17 protein-coding genes and 2 pseudogenes are annotated in these 21,353 nt (G+C 73.8%); 6 read left to right on the top strand and 13 right to left on the bottom strand.

Annotated elements, in window-relative coordinates; translation table 11 throughout:
* Window positions 1–23: 23 nt before the first annotated feature.
* The 3 genes and pseudogenes from N8J89_RS26875 to N8J89_RS26870 all read right to left on the bottom strand — a co-directional run.
* Window positions 24–443: pseudogene (locus N8J89_RS26875) on the bottom strand (alpha/beta hydrolase fold domain-containing protein); the annotation flags it as partial.
* 28 nt (window positions 444–471) lie between these two features.
* Window positions 472–819 (bottom strand): annotated as a pseudogene (locus N8J89_RS42010) (alpha/beta hydrolase); the annotation flags it as partial.
* A 135-nt stretch (window positions 820–954) separates the two neighbouring features.
* Window positions 955–1,896, bottom strand: coding sequence for an FUSC family protein (locus tag N8J89_RS26870; protein WP_283659792.1), 942 nt, complete (start codon window positions 1,894–1,896; stop codon window positions 955–957).
* Window positions 1,897–1,943: 47 nt separating this feature from the next.
* On the opposite strand from N8J89_RS26870, the gene N8J89_RS26865 reads away from it, so the two are divergent.
* Window positions 1,944–3,176 (top strand): cation:proton antiporter, encoded by a 1,233-nt coding sequence (locus tag N8J89_RS26865; protein WP_283659791.1) that lies wholly within the window; start codon window positions 1,944–1,946, stop codon window positions 3,174–3,176.
* A 27-nt stretch (window positions 3,177–3,203) separates the two neighbouring features.
* Window positions 3,204–4,796 (top strand): phytoene desaturase family protein, encoded by a 1,593-nt coding sequence (locus tag N8J89_RS26860; protein ID WP_283659790.1) that lies wholly within the window; start codon window positions 3,204–3,206, stop codon window positions 4,794–4,796.
* On the opposite strand, the gene N8J89_RS26855 is transcribed toward N8J89_RS26860, so the two are convergent.
* The 3 genes from N8J89_RS26855 to N8J89_RS26845 all read right to left on the bottom strand — a co-directional run bounded on the left by N8J89_RS26855 (window position 4,787) and on the right by N8J89_RS26845 (window position 7,733).
* Window positions 4,787–5,233: an SRPBCC family protein gene (locus tag N8J89_RS26855; RefSeq protein WP_283659789.1), complete on the bottom strand. Its 447-nt coding sequence runs from the start codon at window positions 5,231–5,233 to the stop codon at window positions 4,787–4,789. The genes N8J89_RS26860 and N8J89_RS26855 overlap by 10 nt on opposite strands.
* Before the next feature lie 49 nt (window positions 5,234–5,282).
* Window positions 5,283–6,110, bottom strand: a complete 828-nt coding sequence (locus N8J89_RS26850; RefSeq protein ID WP_283659788.1) for a DUF4436 family protein — start codon at window positions 6,108–6,110, stop codon at window positions 5,283–5,285.
* Between the two features lie 165 nt (window positions 6,111–6,275).
* Entirely contained in the window at window positions 6,276–7,733 is a 1,458-nt protein-coding gene (locus N8J89_RS26845; protein WP_283659787.1) for an aldehyde dehydrogenase family protein, read from the bottom strand.
* Window positions 7,734–7,851: 118 nt separating this feature from the next.
* Between N8J89_RS26845 and N8J89_RS26840 the strand changes: the two genes are divergently transcribed.
* The gene (locus tag N8J89_RS26840; protein WP_283659786.1) at window positions 7,852–9,336 is read left to right on the top strand and encodes an IclR family transcriptional regulator domain-containing protein; all 1,485 of its coding nucleotides are present in this window, start codon (window positions 7,852–7,854) and stop codon (window positions 9,334–9,336) included.
* A 13-nt stretch (window positions 9,337–9,349) separates the two neighbouring features.
* Complete coding sequence (locus tag N8J89_RS26835) at window positions 9,350–9,982, top strand: GTP cyclohydrolase II (RefSeq protein WP_283659785.1); 633 nt, start codon at window positions 9,350–9,352, stop codon at window positions 9,980–9,982.
* Between the two features lie 4 nt (window positions 9,983–9,986).
* On the opposite strand, the gene N8J89_RS26830 is transcribed toward N8J89_RS26835, so the two are convergent.
* Together N8J89_RS26830 and N8J89_RS26825 are read right to left on the bottom strand one after the other, a co-directional pair.
* Window positions 9,987–10,826, bottom strand: coding sequence for an alpha/beta fold hydrolase (locus tag N8J89_RS26830; protein ID WP_283659784.1), 840 nt, complete (start codon window positions 10,824–10,826; stop codon window positions 9,987–9,989).
* Between the two features lie 262 nt (window positions 10,827–11,088).
* Window positions 11,089–11,538: a MarR family winged helix-turn-helix transcriptional regulator gene (locus N8J89_RS26825; RefSeq protein WP_283659783.1), complete on the bottom strand. Its 450-nt coding sequence runs from the start codon at window positions 11,536–11,538 to the stop codon at window positions 11,089–11,091.
* 77 nt (window positions 11,539–11,615) lie between these two features.
* Between N8J89_RS26825 and N8J89_RS26820 the strand changes: the two genes are divergently transcribed.
* The gene (locus tag N8J89_RS26820) at window positions 11,616–12,026 is read left to right on the top strand and encodes a nuclear transport factor 2 family protein (RefSeq protein ID WP_283659782.1); all 411 of its coding nucleotides are present in this window, start codon (window positions 11,616–11,618) and stop codon (window positions 12,024–12,026) included.
* Here the strand turns inward: N8J89_RS26820 and N8J89_RS26815 are convergent.
* Genes N8J89_RS26815 through N8J89_RS26800 form a run of 4 tightly spaced genes read right to left on the bottom strand, consistent with a single transcriptional unit; the run spans window position 12,018 to window position 15,993 of the window.
* A complete protein-coding gene (locus N8J89_RS26815) occupies window positions 12,018–13,556 on the bottom strand; it encodes an AbgT family transporter (RefSeq protein WP_283659781.1) in 1,539 nt (512 codons plus the stop codon). The genes N8J89_RS26820 and N8J89_RS26815 overlap by 9 nt on opposite strands.
* 16 nt (window positions 13,557–13,572) lie before the next feature.
* A complete protein-coding gene (locus tag N8J89_RS26810) occupies window positions 13,573–14,514 on the bottom strand; it encodes a CE1 family esterase (RefSeq protein ID WP_283659780.1) in 942 nt (313 codons plus the stop codon).
* 43 nt (window positions 14,515–14,557) lie between these two features.
* Window positions 14,558–15,322, bottom strand: coding sequence for a creatininase family protein (locus N8J89_RS26805; RefSeq protein ID WP_283659779.1), 765 nt, complete (start codon window positions 15,320–15,322; stop codon window positions 14,558–14,560).
* Window positions 15,319–15,993 (bottom strand): FadR/GntR family transcriptional regulator, encoded by a 675-nt coding sequence (locus N8J89_RS26800; protein ID WP_283659778.1) that lies wholly within the window; start codon window positions 15,991–15,993, stop codon window positions 15,319–15,321. The genes N8J89_RS26805 and N8J89_RS26800 overlap by 4 nt, the downstream gene beginning before the upstream one ends.
* An 87-nt stretch (window positions 15,994–16,080) precedes the next feature.
* On the opposite strand from N8J89_RS26800, the gene N8J89_RS26795 reads away from it, so the two are divergent.
* Window positions 16,081–18,852, top strand: a complete 2,772-nt coding sequence (locus tag N8J89_RS26795) for an nSTAND1 domain-containing NTPase (protein WP_283659777.1) — start codon at window positions 16,081–16,083, stop codon at window positions 18,850–18,852.
* On the opposite strand, the gene N8J89_RS26790 is transcribed toward N8J89_RS26795, so the two are convergent.
* A complete protein-coding gene (locus tag N8J89_RS26790) occupies window positions 18,849–21,350 on the bottom strand; it encodes an ABC transporter permease (RefSeq protein ID WP_283659776.1) in 2,502 nt (833 codons plus the stop codon). The genes N8J89_RS26795 and N8J89_RS26790 overlap by 4 nt on opposite strands.
* Between the last annotated feature and the right edge of the window lie 3 nt (window positions 21,351–21,353).

Here is a 21,353-nt window from a genome sequence, read left to right as displayed (position 1 = left end):
CACCCCGAGCATCCTGCCATCCGCTACCGGCGGGCCCGCAGGGCACGGACCACCGCGCGCACGTAGCGGCGGGCCGAGGGCAGGAACCGGGTCAGGTAGCTGGACCCGTGGATGTGCCCTGGCAGGTCGAACCAGGTCACCGGCACCCCGGCCGCGCGCAGCCGCTCGACGTAGGCGGTCCCGCTGCCGCGCAGGGCGTCGAACTCGCAGGTGAGCACCACGGTCGGCGGCAGCCCGGTGAGGTCGGCGGCCAGCGCGGGGGAGGCGTAGTCGCGCAGCCCGCCGTCCCCGCCGCCGGTGTAGAGGTCGGCCGCGCCCCGCAGGTCCACAGTGGACAGACCAACGCCGGCGTCCACGGCGGTTCTCAGCGTGGTGTCCACGAACGGGATCTCCAGCACCTGCGCCGAGGGCAGCGGGGTGCCCCGGTCCCGCGCCATCAGCGTCGCCGCGGCCGCTTGTCCCGGCCCCGGCTGACACGCCGCCGATGGACACCCGAGCCGGGTCGATGCGCAGCTCGGCGGCCTGTGCGAGCGTCCACTGGAAGGCGGCGTACACGTCCTCGGCCGGGGCCGGGCAGGGGTGCTCGGGGGCCAGCCGGTAGGCCACGGACACCACCGCGCATCCCGCGTGCGCGCAGTAGAAGCGGCACAGCGGGTCGGTGTCCTCGATGGAACCGAGCCAGAACGCGCCGCCGTGCGCGAAGACGTGCGCCGGGAACGGTCCGGGGCCGTGCGGGAGGTAGATCCGGAGCAGGATCTCGCCGCCGTCCACCGGGATCCGGCGGGCCAGCACCCTGGCCGGTGCGGGTGGGCGGGCCATCAGGCGGTGGATCACGCGGTAGGAGCGCGCGTCCCAGTCCCGGTAGTCGGCCAGGGACTTCATTTCCGGGGTGCGCACCCGCCGCAGGAGCCAGAGCCCGAACCGGACCGCGGGGTGCAACGCCACCCGCCGATCCTAGGGCGTCAGGACATCAGCGGTGTGCGCCATCGACGCCAGCAGCGGCCCGTGCGGTTCCGGCCGCTCGGCCAGCAGCGCGCGCAACCGGTCGGTGGCCGCCCTGACCTCGCCCTCGGCGTCGCCGGGATCGGCGCTCAGCGCGCGGACCGCCTCGGCCAGCGGTGGCAGCAGCTCGCGGTAGCCCGCCGGGGGAGTGCTCAGGTCGCGCAGGGTGTCGGACTGGTGGCGCAGCTCCTCGGCGACCCGGCACAGCGCGCGCAGGGTGTCCGCCCTGCGGTGCGCCTCGTCTCGGCCGTTGTGCCGGGGGTTCCAGCGGGTGCTCTCGGCGTCCCTGCGGTTGGCCCGCTGCGCGGCGTGCGCCTGGTCGCAGAGCTCGTCGGCACGGCGGGCCCAGTCCCGCGCCTCGCCATCGCCCCCGGCCATGTCCCTGGCGAGCTCGGCCAGGCCCTCGGACAGGGCGTGCAGTGCCCGGCGGGCGTCGCGCAGGTGCGCGGGCGGCAGCAGGAACAGGTTGACCGCGGCCCCGATCAGCACGCCCAGCCCGCTCTCGGCCACCCGTAGCGCCAGGTACTGCTCCTCGGTGGCCATGCCGTAGGCGAGCATCAGCAGCGCGGTGACCGCCACCCACTCCCCGTTCTCACCGAAGACCCGCCACCGCCCCAGCGCCAGCCCGGCCAGCACCACCACCCCCAGCGCGAGCAGCGGCCACGGGATCAGCTCACCGGCCACGAAGGCCAGCACCACCCCGGCCAGCAGCGCGCCCAGCTGCTGCACGCCGTTGGCGAATGACCGGTAGACGGTGTCGCTGACCACGTAGAAGGCGGCGTAGGGGGCCAGGAAGGGGTGCGGCACCTTGAGCAGCCAGGCGGCGACGAACCAGGCCAGCACGGCGGCCAGCGCGGTCTTGACGGACTGGATCCAGAATTGGCGTTCGCTCATCACTTACCCGGGTATCCCGTGGTCCGGGGTTCAAGCCGGGAGGTCGGGTGGAGCTGGTGCTGGCGGTCGCGGGCGGGCTCGCCCTGCTCGCGGCCGTGCTGCCGAGGGTGTTGCACGGCCGCGCGCTGTCCGCGCCGCTGGTGCTGACCCTGCTGGGCGCCTCGGTGTTCCTGCTGCCCGAGGGCCTGGTGCGGCTGGACCCGCGCCAGGAGCTGGACCTCGTGCAGCTGCTCACCGAGTTGGCGGTGATCGTCTCGGTGGCGGGCGCGGGGCTGAAGCTGAACCGGCCGATCGGCTGGCGGGGCTGGGGATCGACCTGGCGGCTGCTGGGGATCACGCTGCCGCTGTCGGTGGCCGCGGTGGCCTTCCTCGCGCTGGGGCTGCTCGATGTGCCGGTGGCGGCGGCGCTGCTGCTCGGCGCGGCGCTGGCGCCCACCGACCCGGTGCTGGCCTCCGAGGTGCAGGTGCCCGGACCGGATGAGGCGGAGCTGGGCAGTGACAACGAGGTGCGCACCACGCTGACCGCCGAGGCCGGGCTCAACGACGCGCTGGCCATGCCGTTCGTGCTGGCCGCGGTGACCCTCGCGGGGCCCGGCGAGCTGGGGGTGCGCTGGGCGCTGACCGAGGTGGTGTGGTCGCTGGCCTGCGGGATCGGGGTGGGCTGGCTGGTCGGCAAGGCGCTGCACCGGCTGTTCTTCCGGGCGCGCTCGCCCTCACTGCGGCTGGCCGAGCACACCGACGGGTTCGTGCTGCTCGCGGTGGCGCTGCTGCCGTTCGGACTGGCCGAGATCGCCGGCGGGCTGGGCTTCCTGGCGGTGTTCGTCTGCGCCTACGTGGTGCGCGGCAACGCCGAGTCGCACGACTACCACGACGTGCTGCACGACTTCGGCGAACAGCTGGAGGTGCTGTTCGTGGCGGCGCTGCTGACCGCGCTGGGCGTGGCGGTGGGCAGCGGGCTGCTGGCCGGACTGCGGCCGGCGGAGGTGCTGTTCGCGGTGCTGGTGGTGCTGGTGGTGCGGCCGCTGCTGGGCGGGGTCGCCTTGCTCGGCGGGGCGGCGCGGCCCCGGGCGGCCGCGGCGATCGCCTTCTTCGGCATGCGCGGTATCGGCACCCTGTTCTACCTGGCCTTCGCCTTGGGGCACGCCGACTTCGGGCCGGTCGACCCGCTGTGGCGGGTGGTGACCTGCGTGATCCTGCTCTCGGTGGTGCTGCACGGGCTGACCGCGGGGCCGGTGATGCGGCGGCTGGAACGCCGTGGCGCGCACCAGCCCCGGCGCTGACCCGGTGACTCGGCTACCGTCGGGGGCATGGCGTTGACCGAGGTGGACGCGATCGTGATCGGCGCCGGCCCGAACGGGCTGGTCGCGGCGAACCTGTTGGCCGACCAGGGCTGGGACGTGCTGGTGCTGGAGGCCGAGGAGGCCCCCGGCGGTTCGGTGCGCACCGCGGAGATCACCGCGCCCGGCTTCCACAACGACCTGTTCAGCTCCTGCTACCCCTTCGGCGTGGCCTCCCCGGTGCTGGCCGGGCTGGACCTGGGCGCGCACGGCCTGCGCTGGCGCAACGCGCCGCACCCGCTCGCGCACGTGCTGCCCGACCAGCGCGCCGCCCGCCTCGGCGCCACGCCCGAGGACACCGCGGCTTCGGTGAGCACCTTCGCCCCCGGGGACGGCGAGGTCTGGCTGGCGGAGTTCGCGCGCTGGCAACGGGTCAGGGACGGGCTGATCGAGGCGATCCTGCGGCCGTTCCCGCCGGTGCGGCCCGCGCTGACCCTGGGCCGGGCGCTGGGCGTGGCCGAGGGACTGCGGTTCGCCAGGATGGCGCTGTCCTCGGTGCGCGGCTACACCGGGGAGCGGTTCGCCGGTGAGGGCGCGCGGTTGCTGTTGGCGGGCAACGCGATGCACACCGACCTGAGCCCGGACGCGGCGGGCAGCGCGGTGTTCGGCTGGCTGCTGGGCATGCTGGCCCAGGAGGTCGGGTTCCCGGTGCCGGAGGGCGGCGCGGGCGCGCTGACCGCGGCTTTGGTGGCGCGGCTGAAGCAGCGCGGCGGCGGTGTCCACTGTGGACGGATGGTGCGGCGGGTGCTGACCGCGCGCGGCACCGCGGTCGGCGTGGAAGACGTGACCGGGGAACGCTACCGGGCCCGCAAGGCCGTGCTCGCCGACGTGCACCCGGTCTCGTTGTACCGGGACCTGGTGGGCGAGGAGCAGCTCCCCGCGCGGCTGGTCGAGGACCTGGCACGGTTCGCCTTCGACGACGCCACGGTCAAGGTCAACTGGGCGCTGTCCACGCCGATCCCGTGGCTGGCCCCGGAAGCGCACGGCGCGGCCGTGGTGCACCTGGGCGCGGACCTCAACGGCCTGAGCCGGTTCGCCACCGACCTGGCCTGCGGCATCGAGCCCAGCCACCCGTTCGTCCTGTTAGGACAGATGACCACCGCCGACCCGACCCGTTCACCCGCCGGCACCGAGGCGGTGTGGGCCTACTTCCACGTGCCACGCGGCCTGGACTGGACGCCGGACCGGCTGCACCGCTACACCGACCTGGTGGAGTCCTTGCTGGAGCGGCACGCGCCGGGTTTCCGGTCCCGGATCCTGGGCCGCGCGGTGCAGGCCCCGCCGGACCTCCAGGGGCGCAACCCGAGCCTGGTGGAGGGTTCGGTGAACGCCGGGTCGACCGCGCTGAGCCAGCAGCTGGTGTTCCGGCCGGTGCCGGGACTGGGGCGGGCGGACACCCCGGTGGACCGGCTGTACCTGGCCGGCGCCGGGGCGCATCCCGGCGGCGCGGTGCACGGCGGGCCGGGGTCGAACGCGGCGCGGGCGGCCTTGGCGCGCAACGGGATCGCCGGTGGCGTGTACCAGACGGCGATCCACGGTTTGCACCGGTTGGTCTACGGCTGACGGGCCCGGCCGACGGCCATGTCGGCGAGCCGGTGCAGCGCCTCCCGGTTGCGCGGCCGCAACAACGCCGCCTGCACCGCGCCGGGCAGCAGCTTGCCCGGTCCGGCGTCCACCAGCTCCGACATCGCCACCACGGTGGCCCCGTCCTGGGTCGGGGCCAGCTCCAGCCGCACGGTCGCCTTGCCCATCGGCCACATCCTGGCCTCCAGCACCAGCAGCCGGGACGGCTCCAGCTCCCGCACCACGGTCACGTCCTCGACCTGGAGCGGCCACGGGCCGATGCTGTGGTGGATGCGGGTGCCCACCGCGGGCCAGCCTGCGTCCACCTTGCGGATGTGCGAGGCGCCCACCACCCAGCTCGCGTAGCTCCAGCCGTCGGCCAGCACCGCGAAGACGGTGCCCGGCGCGGTCTCGATCCGCTGTTCGACCTCGATCATGAAGCCTCCCGTGTCGCCCGGGGGATACCCGGCGCGGACCGGAACATGCTCACGACTTCCGCCGCACGCCCTTGACCACCACCAGCACCAGGGCCAGCGTGATCACCGCCTCGGCCCAGAAGAAGGCGCAGTAGTCGATCATCGAGCCGATCGGCGGCAGGCCGGGAGCGGCGTTGCGGAAGCCGACCAGCGCGAACAGGGTGGCCGCCATCCAGCCCAGCGCGGGCCAGACCATGCCAAGGCCGCGCCGCACGATGTGCAGTGCCCCGGCCAGCACCGACAGCGCCAGCGCCCACATCACGACCACCTGGAACCAGGCCAGGATGAACGTGCTCCGGGACCGCTTGATCAGCAGGTCCGCGCTCACCCCGCCGTCCTCGGCGGCGCCGCTGACCACGCGGGAGAGGAAGAACGGGTCGTGGTCGGCGTAGCTCAGCGTGGTCGGCACGGGGGAGCCGCCCGCCGTGACCTCGAAGTAGAGCGTGGTGCGGTAGCGGTCGAACGGGAAGTCCGAGACCACCCCGTCGTCCAGCGGTATCCGCAGCTCTCTGGCCGGAATCCGCTCGCCCGGCTTGAACCGCAGCGGCGCGGTGGCCACCGAGGAGCTGTCCACCACCAGTTCCTTGCCGGCCGAGCGCTCGTCGCCGTTGTCGCTGAAGGCCCCGCGCGGGGTGATGTGCAGTTGCAGCACCAGTTCCCTGGCCGGGGCGTCCACCCGCTGCACGTACACCGAGACGTCCACCCGGTCGGCCGCGGCGGTGTCACCCAGCTCGTAGAAGCCTTCCCTGGTGTCCCGCTCGTGGTAGTAGGCCAGGATGCCGAACAGGACGGCGAGCAGCACGCCCAGCGGCGCGAGGACGTAGGGCCATCTGCGCACGTTTCCTCCTGCCCCGGCACTGCTGCGGCGGAATCCGAACACGCCCCAGGCACAGCGGCAAGAGTCGATCATCCGATCCGGCGATGGCCCCGCCCGTGCGGGTGACCCCGCCGCGCGGGCAGGCGGCCGCGGTGGCACAGTGCCTTGCCCGCGCAGGATGCGGGCTCAGATCGGGTACTGGCTGTGCTGCGGCCCCACGGTGATCCACCGGGTCGTGGTGAAGGCGTCCACGCCCCAGCGGCCGCCGAACTTGCCGTAGCCGCTCTGCCCGACCCCGCCGAAGGGCGCCTGCGGCTCATCGGCCACCGACTGGTCGCCGACGTGCGCGATGCCGGTGCGCAGCTGCCGCGCGATGGCCAGGCCCCGGCCCTGGTGACCGGTCAGGATGCCGGTGCTCAGGCCGTAGCCGGTGTTGTTGGCCAAGGCGACGGCTTCCTCGTCGGTGTCGAAGGTCAGCACCGTGCACACCGGGCCGAAGACCTCCTCGTGCTGGATGCGCATGTCCGGGGTGATGCCGGAGAGCACCGTGGCCGGGTAGCTCGCGCCCTCGGCTGGTCCGCCGCCGGTGTGCAGGGTGGCCCCGGCCTCGACCGTCTCGGCGACCAGGGCGGCCACCCGCTGCGCGGACCCGGCGCTGACCAGCGGGCCGAGGGTGGTCGCGGGATCGGCTGGCGCGCCGCGGTGCAGGGTGGCGGCGCGGGCGGTGAGCTTCGCGGTGAACTCCTCGGCGACCGCGCGGTGCACCAGCACCCGGTCGGCGGACATGCAGATCTGGCCGGTGTTGGCGAAGGCGCCGAAGTTGACCGCGGCGGCGGCGTGGTCCAGGTCGGCGTCGTCGAGCACCAGCACCGAGTTCTTGCCGCCCAGCTCCAGCACCGCGGGCTTGAGGTGCTCGGCCGCGGTCACCCCGATGATCCGGCCGACGCCGGTGGAGCCGGTGAAGTTGACCATCCGCACCCGCTCGTCGGCGATCAGCGTGCGGGCGATCTCGGCGGCGTCCTCGCGGGCGTTGCTGACCACGTTGAGCACGCCCGGCGGCAGGCCGGCCTCGTGCAGCAGGTCGGCCAGGAAGTACCCGGCGGCGACCGGCGCGTCCTCGGAGGGCTTGAGCACCACCGTGTTGCCCACCGCCAGCGGCACCGCGATGGACCGGACGCCCAGGATCACCGGCGCGTTCCACGGCGAGAACGCGGCCACCACGCCCACCGGCTCGCGCACCGCCAGGGAGAGCTGTCCGGTGAACTCGGAGCTGAGCACCTCGCCGACCGGCTGGGTGGTCGCGGCGGCGGCCTCGCGCAGGATCTGGCTGGCCAGGTCCACGTTGAACAGTCCCCAGCCCCTGGTGCCGCCGGTCTCCGCGGCGAGCAGCTCCACCACCTGCTCGGCCCGCTGTTCCAGCAGGTCAGCGGCCTTGAGCAAGACCGCGCGGCGCTCGCTGGGCTTGGCCGCGGCCCAGGCCGGGAACGCCTCGTGCGCGGCTGCGGCGGCCAGCGTGACGTCAGCGGGGCTGGCCGCGGCGACCTGGGTGTAGACCTCGCCGGTCCAGGGGGAGTGGTCGGGGGTGGTGCGCCCGCTCGCGGCGGGTGTCTCGACGCCGTTGACGATCAGCTGACGGGTGCGCACAGGGGGACCTCCGCAGGGAAAGTGTTCGTGTAGCGAACTTTTGTTCGTCAGGGATACAGTGCAGTGTGGCGTGTTATCGGATAGGGCGTCAACAGTTCGGGTCGTGGAGGGAGCAGGAGTGCCGGTCGAGAACGGGCCACTGGAACGCGGGCTCGCGGTGCTGCGCGCGATCGGCGGGCACCAGGGGTCCCGGCTGCGGCGCGCCGACCTGGCCAGGCTCACCGGACTGGCCCGCTCGCCGATCGACCGGATCACCGACACCCTGCTGCACCTGGGCCTGCTGCGCGCCGAAGGCCCGGACCTGCTGCCCACGCCCCGGCTGCTCACCTTCGGCCACGCCTACCTGGACGGCACCGGCTTCGTCGCCCCGCTGCGCCCGCTGCTGGCCGAGCTCTCCGACCGGCTCGACGAGTCGGTCTCGCTGGCCGTGCCCGATGTCGGCGGCGTCCGCCTCGTTGCCCAGTCGGCCCGGCGGCGGGCGGTCTACCTGGCCTTCCACGTCGGCGGGCTGCTGCCGGAGGACCGGACCGCGGCCGGGGTGGTGCTGGCCGCGGGCTGGGAGCACGAGCAGTTCGAGGAGTGGGCCGCGGCCAGGGCGGCGGACCCGCTGGACCACGGCTATCCCGCGGTGCCCCCGCTGCGCCACCCGCTGCCGCAGCGGCGGCTGACCTTCCAGCGGCGGACCGCGCGGGCCTGGGACCTGGGCTGGTCCCTGGACGAGGAATGGGTCGAACCCGGGTTGCTGGCACTGGCCGCGCCGGTGCGCGGACGCGGTCAGCTCGGCGCGGTCAGCGTGCTCAGCCACACCAGCAGGCACACCCCGGAGACCTTCCGGGAGACCGTGTTGCCGGTGCTGCTGGACGCGGTGCGCGAGATGGAGGCCCAGCTCGCCCGGCCCGACCCACCTGCCACACCGCCGCCGGTGGTCCCGGCCAAGGAGGAGCCGGGCGTGGAGTTCGTGGCGGCGCTGGCCAGGGGACTGGCCGTGCTGGGCGCCTTCCGCGCGGGCGGGCTCACCGTGGCCGCCGCCGCGCGGGCCACCGGCCTGCCCAGGGCCACCGCCCGGCGGGCGCTGCTCACCCTGCACGAGACCGGCTACGCCACCGAGGACGAGGGCGTGTTCCACCTGCTGCCCTCGGTGCTGGACCTGGGCTACGCCAAGCTGTCCGCGCTGACCCTGCCCGAGCTGCTGCACCCGCACCTGGCCGAGCTGGCCGCCGCGACCGGGGAGCCGGTGGCCGCCGCCGTGCTCGACGGCGCGGACCTGCGCTGCGCCGCGGTGGTCGGCACCGGGCGGGTGGTCCGCCTCGACCTGGCGGTGGGGGCCCGGCGACCGGCCGTGGACTCCGCGCTCGGCCGGGCCATGCTGGCCGGGCCGGACTGGACCGAGGTCGATGCCGAGCTGCCGGACGGGGTGCGCTGCCTGGCGGTCCCGGTGCCGGGCGGCGTGCCGCTGGCCTCGGCGGACCTGGCCCGCGGCGGCGGCCCGCTCGCCCTGGCCGTGCTGCCCACCGGCCCCGCGCCAAGGGAGGAGGTGTTCACGCAGCTCAGAGCGGTCGCCACCCGGGTGGAGGCCGACCTGCGGCTGACCGGAGGCTTCTGAAAAACTAGCGACTATGGCAGATCCCAGGGCGGAGGCCGCGGTGCGCACCAGGGTGCGCGTGCCGCTGCGCTTCGGCGATGGCTTCGGTGTGACCGCGACCGCGGTGACCTTCCACGGCTTGGCCGACGGACTGGAACACCTGGCCCTGGTCTTCGGTGAGCCGGAGCGGACCCCGGAACCGTTGGTGCGCCTGCACTCCGAGTGCCTGACCGGCGACGTGTTCGGCTCGGCCCGCTGCGACTGCGGCCCGCAGCTGCGCGAGGCCGCCGAGCGGATCGGCCAGCGCGGCGGCGTGCTGCTGTACCTGCGCCAGGAGGGCCGCGGCATCGGCCTGTACAACAAGCTGGACGCCTACGCCCTGCAGGACGACGGCCTGGACACCTACGCGGCCAACACCGCCCTCGGCCTGCCCGAGGACGGCCGCGACTACACCCCGGCCGCGCAGATGCTGCACGCGCTGGGTGTCGGCGAGCTCGACCTGCTGACCAACAACCCGGACAAGGCCGCCCAGCTGCGCGCCCTCGGCGTGCGCATCCGCCGCACCGTGCCCACCGGCGTCTTCGCCACCGAGACCAACCTGCGCTACCTGCGCGCCAAGGCCGACCTCACCGGCCACACCATCCCCCTGCACGGCCTGGCCGGTTGAGCCCTCAGCCGAGGAACTCGTCCACGGTCGCCCGGAACACCGCCGGATCGTCCAGCCAGATCTGGTGCGCCGCCCCGGGCACCTCCACGTGCACCGCCTTGGGGAACAACGCAACCATGGACTCCACCACCTTGGGCCGCGGCCCGGTGTCCACCTCCCCGGAGAACATCAGCACCGACCCGGTCAGCCGGGCAAGTCCGGCCAGGGTGGCCTCCGGATCGAACGCGCCCTCGGCGATGTAGGCCGCGGCGGCCTCGCCGTTGCGGTGCCGGTCGCAGAACTCCGCGTGCGCCCGGGTCTCCGCGTTCCAGTCCCGGTACCCGAACGGCGCGAGCTTGGCCGCCACCTCCGGACCCGTCTCACCGGCCCGCAACCGCGCCAGCGCGGCCATCGCCTCCGGGTACCACGGTTCGCCCGCCCGCAACGCGATCGCCTCGTCCCGGTCCGACAACGGGAACTCGATCCCCACCGCCCGCGCCCGCCCGGCGATCAGCACCAGGCGCTCAACCCGCTCCGGGTGCGCGCCCGCGTAGGACAGCGCCAGGTCCCCGCCCGCGGAGTGCGCGAGCAGGTCGATCCGCGCCAGCCCGAGGTGGATCCGCAGCGCCTCGACATCGGGCACCTGGCGGTCGCAGCGGTAGGTCGCCGGATCGGCGGGGACGGCGGAGTCACCGGTGCCGCGCAGGTCCAGGCGGATGAGGGTGCGGCGCTCGGTCAGCCCGGCGAGGTCGCCGAGGTAGGCCGAGGCGGTCATCGGTCCGCCGGGCAGGCAGATCAGCGGCGCGCCGGTGCCCTCGACGTGGTAGGCGAGCCGGGTGCCGTCGGGAGCGGTGAAGGTGGGCATGGGCGCAGCGTAGGTGGGGCGGGGGGATCGCGGGGGCGGTTTGGCCGCGCTGACGGGCAGCGGGGCTGGCGTGGGCGTTGGTGAGGGGATGCTGGGTGGCCGCGGGTGTTCAACGGGGTGGAGATGTTGGGCGGTCGCTGGCGCGGGGCGAGGTGAGAGCGTCGCGTGGTCGCACACGCCGGGCGGGGCGGGTCTGCCGGGCGGTCGCGGGCGGCGATGGTCGGGGCGTGGCGGGGGCCGTGGGGGCTGCGGCGGCGCTGGGTCAGTCCGGTGTGGACTGTTCGTGGTGTGCGAGCAGGCGGCCCAGCAGCTCCACCAGCTGCTCGCGTTCGGCCGCTGACAGTGGCGCGGTGAGGCGGTCCTGCGCGGAGTCCAGCGCGTGGTCGAGCCTGCGCAGTCGTTCCTTGCCCGCCGGGGTGATGCGGATGATGTTGCGGCGGCCGTCGGCGGGGTCCGGGGTGCGTTCGGCGTGGCCCTCGGCGGCCAGTTCGTTCAGCGCGTTGACCACGTCACTGCGGTCCATGTTGCCGCGCCTGCCCAGCTCCGCCTGACTCGCCGGGCCGAACTCGTGCAGGGTGGCCAGCAGCCGGTAGTGGTAGCCGCGGGCGCATTCCGCGCCGAAGACCTCGGTGACCAGTCGCCTGGCGTGCGTGGCGGTCTGGGTCAGCAGGTAGGTCGGGCGGGTGCTCAGCCGGCGCGGGGCCTCGGACATGGCTACCAGCCTAACAGGATTGTTGGCGGCACCAACGGTCTGTGTTAGCGTTGGTGTCACCAACGAAATGAGGGGTCATGACCGACTTGCAGGAACTGTTGGACCGCAACGAGATCACCGCGCTGCTGGCGCGACTGGGGCGCTGGCTGGACGGGCAGGGCGGGGATCCGGCGGAGATCTACGACGCCGAGGTGGTGGTGCGCAGTCCGCGTGGGGAGTTCCGCGGGCTCGCCGCGGTGGTGGAGGTGGCCGCGCCCCGGCCCGGTGAGGAGCTGGCCCAGCACTTCCACACCGATGTGCTGGTGGCACTGGACGGCGGCCGGGCCACGGTGCACGCCAACCAGCACGTGCGCTTCTTCCACCCGGACCAGCCGCCGCACCGCGCCTCCGGCCTGCGCCTGACCTACCAGGTGCGGCGCGGGCCGGAGGGGTGGCGGGTGGTTGAGGCCACCATCGAGCTGGTCTGGCTGGACACCAGGTCAGCGTGACGGAACGCCTGGGCCCCAAGGGATCCCGAGTGCCCACCAGGCCAGGAACAACACCGTCCAGCTGAGCGTCATGGCCACCGCCAGCGGCAGCGTGTAGGAGGCCAGGGTGCCGATGCCCGCGTTCTTCCGGTAGCGCTGCATGAAACCCAGCGCCATGATGAAGTACGGGCTCATCGGCGTGATCGCGGTGGAGCCGGAGTCGGCGATGCGGAACAGCGCCTGGGTGGTCTCCGGCGAGATGTGCACCAGCATCAGCATCGGCACCAGCACCGGGGCCGCGATGGACCACATCGCCGAACCGCTGGTCACCATCACGTTGACCAGGGTGAGCAGCACCAGTACCAGCAGGAAGATCACCGGGATCGGCAGGCCGCTGTCGCGGAAGACCTCGGCCGCCTCCACCGCGAGCACATCGCCGAGGTGGGTCCACTCGAAGTAGGCCAGGAACTGGGCGACGGCGAAGAACAGCACCAGCACCGGGGCCATCTGCCTGAGACCCTCGACCATCAGCTTCGGCACGTCCGCGGCCTTGCGGATGGTCCCGGCGGTGACGCCGTAGACGATGCCGACCACACCGAAGAGCAGTGCGACCACCGCGGCGATGCCGTCCAGCAGCGGGGAGTCGATGATGCTGCCGCCCTTGCCCCGCAACGGGGACCAGCTCGGCAGGGTGAGGGCGGCCAGTAGGCCCAGCGAGACCGCCAGGGTGGCCAGCGACAACCGCAGGGCCAGGCGTTCCCGTTGCGCCACAACGAGATCGCCGATGTCGGTCAGGTCGGCGTCCGGATCGGGGTCCAGGTCCGGGCGCTTGGCCAGCACCAGCTTGGTGACCAGGGTGATCACCAGCGCGAGCAGCACCGAGGAGGCGATGTTGAAGAACCAGTTGCTCAGCGGGGAGACCGTGATCTCCGGGCTGATCAACCGGGCCGCCGCGGTGGTGATCCCGGCGAAGATCGCGTCGTTGGGGGTGGGCACCGGGCTGGCGTCATAACCGGAGGCGATGGCGGTGTAGGCCACCACGATGCCCAGGATCGGCGACTTGCCGACCGCGCGGAAAGCCAGGCCGCCCAACGGGACCAGGATGATGTAGGCGGCCGCGGAGGCCACGTGCGCCACGGTGCCGGCGAAGGCCACCGCGAACACCACCCAGGCGGCGGGCACCCTGGACACGCTGACCTTCATCAGCGTGCCGAGGAACCCGCTGCGCTCGGCCACCGCGACGCCCATGATCACCACCACGATGGTGGCCATTGGCGGGAACTTGGCGAAGTTCTCCACCATGGTGGACAGCGCCATGGCCAGGCCGTCGCCGCTGAACAGGTTCCGCACGGTGACGGTCTTGCCGTTGCTCGGCGAGACCACCGAGACGTCGAACCCGGCCAGCACCGCGCTGATCGCGCCCAGCAGCAGGGACAGCAGCCAGAACAGCCAGAACGGGTGCGGCAGCGCGTTGCCCGCGCGCTCGATCACGGCCAGCAGCCGGAGCACCCCTGGCAGCTTGGGTTTCTCCGTGGCAGGGGAGGTGGTCATGTCGGATCTCCGGGCTTCAGCGGGGCAGCCGGTAGTCGCGGACGAAGCGCCACAGCACCTCGTGCGCCTCGATGGTCTGGGTGGTGACACCGCCGCCGCTGTAACTGTCCGCGCCGGGCCAGGTGTGCCCGCCGCCGCTGACCGCCACGTGCTCGACCTCGACCCCGCCCTTGCAGTCCGTGCGGCCGGTGACCGTGATGTCCGCGCCGATCTGCTGCTCTGGCAACGACTTCCGGCACTTGTCCCGGTCGGCCCACTGGCGCACCCAGCTCTGGATCGCGGGCAGGCCACGGTCCTCGTCGCCGGTGTAGGGGATGGTGGCATCGGCGGTGCCGTGGAACTCGATCACCGGCACCGGGCGGGACGGGCGGCAGCTGATCCCGTTGGGGTAGAAGGCGCCCGCGACCGGCGCGACGGCGGTGATCCGGTCGGCCATGGCGCAGGCCAGGATCCCGGTGAACCCGGCGCCGTTGGACTTGCCGGTGGCGTACACCCGCCGGTCGTCCACGCACAGCGTCTGCTCCAGCGAGTCCAGCAGGTCGCGGGTGAAGGCCACGTCGTCCACGCCGGGCGCGGAGTAGGGCGCGCCCTGCCAGGCCTGCCGGTTGCCCTCACCGGTGCCGATGACCCCGTTGGGGTAGACCACCACCGCGGGCAGGGTGGAGAGCTTGGCGAACTCCTCGGTGGCCGCGCCGGTGCTGCCCCTGCCGTGGAAGGCCAGGACCAGCGGCCAGTCCTTTGTGGACCCGTAGTCGGCAGGCAGGTGTAGCTGGTAGGTGCGGTTCAGGCCGCCGCTGCGGATCTGTTGCAGGGCGCTGGTGCCCGGTGGCTGCGGCGGTGTCCGGTCGCAGCCACCGGGCAGGGCGGACCAGGCCGCCGTCGCGCCAGCGCTGGGGAGGATCGCGGCGACGGCGGAGATCAGCAGGACCGCGGCGCGCAGTCGGGCGGGACGAGACATGGGGGTCCCTTTCGTCGGCTCTGACGAGGGGTAGCGGGGAGCGTCAGGTGGCGAGCCAGTCGTCGAGGTAACCGACGATCCGGTCCACCACAGTGTCCACAATGGACTCGCCGTGCCGCGCGGTGGCGCGTCGCGGATCGCCCAGCACCCCGTTGGGGCTGAGCCGGTCATAGCGCAGTGCGAGTTTCGGGTGACCGTCCTTGCGGGACAGCCGGGCCAGCGGGGTCAGCTCGTCGAGACTGACCGTGCCGGGGATCAGCAGGTCGGTGCGCACCAGTTCGGGGGCGAGGTGGAGCATCTGCGCGGTCTCGGCCTCGCCGCTGTGCCCGTGCACCTCGCTGACGTCCATCTCCGCCACCACCGCGCCGGCCAGCGCGGTCAGCGGGGTCCAGGCGAACTGGAGGTCGGGATGGGTGGCCAGGAAGTCCTGGGCGACCGTGCCCAGCGCGGCGTTGTTGCCGCCGTGCCCGGTGATCACCAGGATCCGCCGCCAGCCGTGCCGGTACAGGCTCTCGCAGTACTCCCGCACCAGGGTGGCGAAGGTGGTGGTGGACAACGAGATGGTGCCGGTGAAGGCCAGGTGGTGCGGGGAGACCCCGACCGGGAGCGAGGGTCCGATCAGTGCCCGCCCGGCCAGCTTGGCCGCGACCAGTTCGGCGACGTGCTCGGCTCGGATGAGGTCGGTGGCCAGCGGCAGGCCGGGTCCGTGCTGCTCGAAGGCACCGGCCGGCAGCAGGACTACCGGGCTGGCCAGCACCGCGGCCTGGGCTTCTTCGGTGGTCAGCTCACCGAGGCGGTGCCTGCTCACGCGTGCTCCGCGGCCACGGCGGCCCTGATCGAGTGCAGGTGCTCGCGCACGAGTCGTTCGGCGCGGTCGGCCTCCCCGTCCCGGACCGCGGCGACGATCTCGCGGTGCTCGGCGTGGTCCCGGTCGCGGTCGTGGTAGCGGTGCCGGATCTCGATCTGCTCCCTGGCGCGCATCTGCAGCAGCGCGTCCACCATCTCCCGCAGCAACCCGTTGCCGGTGACCGCGGCCAGTGCCACGTGGAAGTGCAGCGCGGGCCGGACATCGCCATCCGGCGGGTGCAACGCGTTGTCCGCGGCCACCTCCAGCGCGGCCAGCGCCTCGGGCACCCTGGCGCGGGCGGCCTCGGCGGCGATCGCGGGTTCGAGCACCAGGCGGGCGTCCACCAGTTCCAGGATGGAGTCCCGGTCCACCGGCGGGCGGTGCGGGTTGGCCAGCAGCCTGCGGTCCAGGCCGGGGCCGACGTAGGTGCCCGAGCCGTGCCGCAGCTCGACCACGCCGGTGGCCTCCAGGCGGCGCAGCGCCTCGCGCACGGTGGGGGTGGTGACGTCGAGCCGCCGCGCCAGGTCCCTGGAGGAGGCCAGTGCCTCGCCGGGGACCAGTCGCTCGCTGCGAATGATCTCGACGATGTCCTCGGCCAGCCGCTCGGACAGCGTCTGCTCACGTCGCGTCATAAAGTGACTAAATCACTTGATGAGTGCGCTGGTCAAGCACGATGTCAGGATGTGCACCCGAACCAGCCATCTGGGACGGGAGAGTGCGTGGCGCGCGCGGAACGACCGCTGGACGAGGGCGAAGGGCCGCTGCTGAGCCTGGCCGCTGACCTGCGAAAACTGCGCCGCGAAGCGGGCAGTCCGGCCTACCGCGAGCTGGCCCGTCGCGCGCACTTCGCCGCGGGCACGCTCTCCGAGGCCGCCGGTGGCCGCAAGCTGCCCAGCCTCGAGGTGACCCTGGCCTACGTGCGGGCCTGCGACGGCGACCCCGAGCAGTGGCGGGAGCGCTGGTTCGCGGTGGCCGCCGAGCTGCACGGCGACCCGGCGAACCCACCGCCTGCCGAGGCGCCCTACGTGGGGCTGGCCGCCTTCGGCACCGCGGACGCCGACCGGTTCTTCGGTCGCGAGGAGCTGCTGGCCGAGCTGACCGAGCGGGTCGCCGGGCACCGCTGCGTGGTGCTCACCGGGCCCTCCGGCTCCGGCAAGTCCTCGCTGCTGCGCGCCGGTCTGCTGCACCAGGCCAAGGGCTCGCCGACGCTGCTGCTCACCCCAGGCCCGCGGCCGGTGCAGGAGCTCGCGGTCCGGCTGGCCGACTTCGCCGGGCTGGGCGCGGTCGAGCTGGCCCGCGCGCTGGCCGAGCCGGAGGCGCTGCACCTGACCGTGTTGCAGGCCCTGGCCGACCGGGAGGGTGACCTGCTGCTGGTGGTGGACCAGTTCGAGGAGGTCTTCACCCTCCGCGCCGACCCGGCCGAGCGGGACCGGTTCCTGGAGCTGCTGCTGACCGCGGCGCGCGCGGTGAACAGCCGGGTGCGGATCGTGCTGGGCGTGCGGGCCGACTTCTACGCGCACTGCGCGGCGCTGCCTGGGCTGGTGGAGGTGCTGCGCACGGCGCAGGTGCTGCTCGGGCCGATGAGCACCGAGCAGCTGCGCGCGGTGATCACCCAGCCCGCGCTGCGGGCAGGCTGCCGGGTGGAACCGGACCTGGTCACCCAGATCCTGCTGGAAGCCAGTGGCGAGGCCGCTGTGCTGCCGCTGGTCTCGCACGCGCTGCGGGAAACCTGGGCGCGGCGCAAGGGCACCATGCTCACCCTGGCCGGATACCAGGCCACCGGCGGGATCAGCCAGGCCATCGCGCGCACCGCCGAGGCGGTCTACGCCGAGCTGACCGCCGGGCAGCAGGACTGGGCGCGGCGGCTGTTCGTCCGGCTGGTCGCGCTGGGCGAGGGCACCGAGGACACCGGCCGCCGCCTGGACCGGGCCGAGCTGGAACCCGCCGAGCCGGTGGTGCTGGAACGGCTGGCCGCGGCCCGGCTGATCAGCCTGGAGCAGGACGGCGTGCGGATCGGCCACGAGGCGCTGATCCGCAACTGGCAGCGGCTGCGGCAGTGGCTGGCCGAGGACCGGGAAGCCCTGCGCAGGCACCGCCAGCTCACCGAGGCCACCGCGCTCTGGGAGTCCCTGGACCACGACCCCGGCGCGCTCTACCGCGGCGCCCGGCTGGCCATGGCCGCCGACCTGCCACCGGAGTCGCTGACCGGCCGCGAGCGCGAGTTCCTGCGGCTGAGCCGGACCGCGGCCCGTCGCCGGCGACGGTTCGGGCGGGCGCTGGTGGCCGTGCTGACGGTGCTGCTGCTGGTCAGTGGCAGTGCCACGGTGTACGCGGTGCGGGCGGAGAACGCGATGGCCCGGCAGCGGGACGCGGCACTGGCGCACAAGGTCGCCGGCGCGGCCGTCGCCCTGCACGCGAGCAGCCCGGAACAGGCGGCCAAGCTGGCCATCGCCGCGCACCGGCTCTCGCCCTCGGCGGAGACCGCGGACAGCCTGCGCAGCGCGCTGGCCGTGCCGCTGGCCGGGCACACCGACGCGGTGACCGGCACGGTGTTCAGCGCCGACGGCCGCAGGCTGGCCACCTCGGCCTACGACCGGACCGTGCGGCTGTGGGACCTGACGGACCCGTTGCGGCCCAAGAAGACCGGCACGCTCACCGGGCACACCGGGCCGGTCCTCGCGCTGGCGCTGAGCCCCGACGGCCGCACCCTGGCCTCCGCGGGGGCCGACCGGACGATCCGGCTGTGGGACCCGGCCGACCCGCAACGCCCGCCGACCGTCCTGAGTGGACACACGGGTTCGGTGGTGTCGCTGGCGTTCAGCCCGGACGGCCGCGCCCTGGCCTCGGGCGGCTACGACCACACCGTCCGGGTGTGGGAGCTGGCCACCGGCGCGGCGAGCACGCTGACCGCGCACACCCTCAACGTCAAGCGGGTGGTGTTCAGCCCGGACGGCCGGACGCTGGCCTCCGCCGGTGACGACCGGACCGTCCGGCTGTGGCGGCTGGACGATCCCCGGCAGCCGGTGGAGCGGGCGGTGCTGACCGGGCACACCGACTTCGTGGTGTCGCTGGCCTTCAGCCCGGACGGCCGCACCCTCGCTTCCGGCGGCGACGACCGCACCATCCGGCTGTGGGACCCGGCCGACCCGGCCCGCGCGCCCGTGGAGTTGCCGGGGCACACCAACGTGGTCGCCGCCCTGGCGTTCAGCCCGGACGGGCGAACCCTGGCCTCCGGCGGCTACGACCAGACCGTGCGGCTGTGGGCCGGCGGCCGGTCGCTGGCCACCCTGTCCGGGCACACCAGCGCGGTGTTCGCGCTCGCCTTCGCCCCGGACGGCCACACCCTGGCCACCGGCAGCCACGACCGCACCGCGCAGCTGTGGGAGACCGACCTGGCGCTGGCCGAGACCCGCGCCTGTGCCCAGCCCGCGCTCTCGGCCGCGGACTGGGCACAGCACTTCCCGGAGGTCGGCTACCGGGTGCCCTGCTAAGCGCGCCGGGTGAGCCTGCGCGCGGGCAGCCGGATCGAGCACAGTCCAATGAGGACGGTCGCGGCCAGGATGCCCACGTACACCAGCGGTGGCCCGGCCGGGATCGGGGAGCCGGTGAGGTTGAGGCTGAGCAGGGTCAGCGGCAGCACCGGGACCGCGGAGCCGATCAGCACCGCGATCGAGACCACCAGCGCGGACTCGGCGCGGAACATCCGCCGCACCTGGCGGCGGGTGCCGCCGAGCAGCCGGAGCAGGCCGACCTCGCCCGCCCGGTCCAGGGTGGAGGTGACCAGGCTGTTGACCACCGAGAGCGCCACGTAGAGCAGGATCACGCCGAGCAGCACCCGGTTCAGCCACAGGTTGGCCTCCTGCTGCGCGTCGGTGGCCACGGTCAGCTGCGCGCGGTCCTGCACCTGGAGACCGGGGTAGGTGGCGGCCAGTTCGGACAGTCCCTTGTGGACGGACGGGTCCTTGGCCGCGACCAGTACCGAGTCGGCCAGCCGGTCGGTGGTGTGCGGCAGCAGCACGTCCTGCGGCAGCAGCACATCGCCGTAGCCCAGGTTGTCCGCGAAGACCGCCACCACCTTCGGCGTGACCACGGTGCGGTCGCCCAGGTACAGCTCCACCCGGTCGCCGACCGCCTTGCCCAGCCAGGAGGACTCGGACTCGCTCAGCGCCACGGTGTCCCCGCGCAGCTCGGTCAGCGCGCCGCTGACCGCCTTCAGCCCCAGGGTGCCGGACAGCTGCGCCGGGTCCACGCCGTAGGCCTTGGACCGGGACAGCGGTTCCTCGCTGGCCTCCTTGTCCACCGCGATCACCTCGGTGCCTGCCAGCGGGGTGGCGGCGGTGACCCCCGGCACCCGCCGTGCCGCCGCGGCCACCTCGGCCGGCACGCCCTGCGGCGCGGTGAGCACGTAGTCGGCGGTGGTGGCCGCGCGGGCCTGGTGCTGGGTGGCCTCGGCCAGGGTGGTGCCGCTGTAGAAGTGGGTGACCGCGAAGCCGATGGTCAGCACCAGCGGGGTCACCGCGGCGGCCAGGCGGCGGGAGTTCGCGGTGCTGTTGTGCGCGGCCAGGTACCGGTCGGCCCTGGGGGAGCGCAGGAACAGCCCCGCGGCGATCCGGGTCGCGGCCGAGGTGAGCACCGGGCCGAGCAGGCCGAGCCCGATGATGGCCAGCAGCGCGGACATGCTGGCCGGGACCTGCGCCACCGGACCGGGGATGAACAGCGTCGAGCAGGCCCCGGCCAGTGCCACGCCCAGCAGCGCCCAGCCGGTGATCAACCGGCCGCGGCCCAGCGCCGCCGGTTCCACCGCGGCCTCGCCCAGCGCGGCGGTGGGCTTGAGCTTGAGCATCCGCCGGGCCGCGGTCAGGCTGGCCAGCTGGGCCGCGCCCACGCACAGCAGCACGGTGGCCAGCAACGGGACCGGGCCGATGGACAGGGTGAAGTCCTCGGCCACCACCCCGATCGAGGCGAACATGCCCAGCAGCCACTGCGCGGCGAACACGCCAGGGGCCAGGCCGAGCAGCGCGGCGACCCCGGACACCAGCAGGGTCTCCGTGGCGATGAGCCCGCGCACCTGCTTCGGGGTGGCCGCGATGGCGCGCAGCAGGGCCAGCTCCCGGCGGCGCTGGTTGAGCACCAGGGCCAGCGTGCTCGCGGTCACGAAGACCACGATCATCAGCACGAAACCGGCGAAGGAGCCGGAGACCATCATCAGCACGAACCTCGACCGCGCGCCGTCCAGGTTCTCCGCCTCGCCCCGGTCGAGTCCACTGTGGACGACCACGCCGGGCGGCAGGTGTTTGGCCAGCTCCGGTGCCGGGCCGAAGACGCCGATCGCGGAGACCTGGTCCGGCCTGCCGGAGAGGGTGCGCGCGGTGTCGTCGTGGAAGAACACCGCGGACTGGCGCACCAGCCGGTCCCGGCCCTGCGGCGTAGCGAGGCCGCTGACCCGGTAGGCGCGCGGGGCCGAGTCCACCATGATCCGCACCTGCTCACCTGCCGAGATCCCGGCCCGCTGGGCCAGCTCGGCGTCGAGGACCACTTCACCGGAGCGGGGCGCGACGCCGGAAGTCAGCGCGAACGGGGTCAGCGGCGCGCTGCCCCAGCCGTGACCCAGGGTGCGGCCCTGGTCCGCGCCGGGCAGCACCCGGTTGTCCCCGCCCACCACGGTGGCCGGGAAGCTGATCTCGCCGACCGCGCGTTCCACCCCTGGCAGCCGGCGCACCTGCTCCACCAGCGCGGCGGGCAGCGGCACCTGCTCGGTCAGATCCTCGCTCAGGTCCGCTTTCTCCGGTCGTTCCACGGTGATCGCGCGGTCGCCGCCGAGCACCACCGGCGCGGCCGCGTAGCGCTGCGCCGGGACCCCGCCGAAGAGCCCGGACTGCAACAGCACCCCGCAGGCGGTGAGCAGCACCGCGCCGCCGAACAGCGCAAGGAAGGCCGCGGCGAACCCGCCCTTGCGGGCCCGGATCGTCTGCCAGGCAAAGGAGAACACCGC

Source organism: Crossiella sp. CA-258035 (assembly GCF_030064675.1).
Lineage (GTDB): Bacteria > Actinomycetota > Actinomycetes > Mycobacteriales > Pseudonocardiaceae > Crossiella.
Note: the sequence above shows the minus strand (reverse complement) of the source record. Positions and strands in the feature narration are given on the sequence as shown.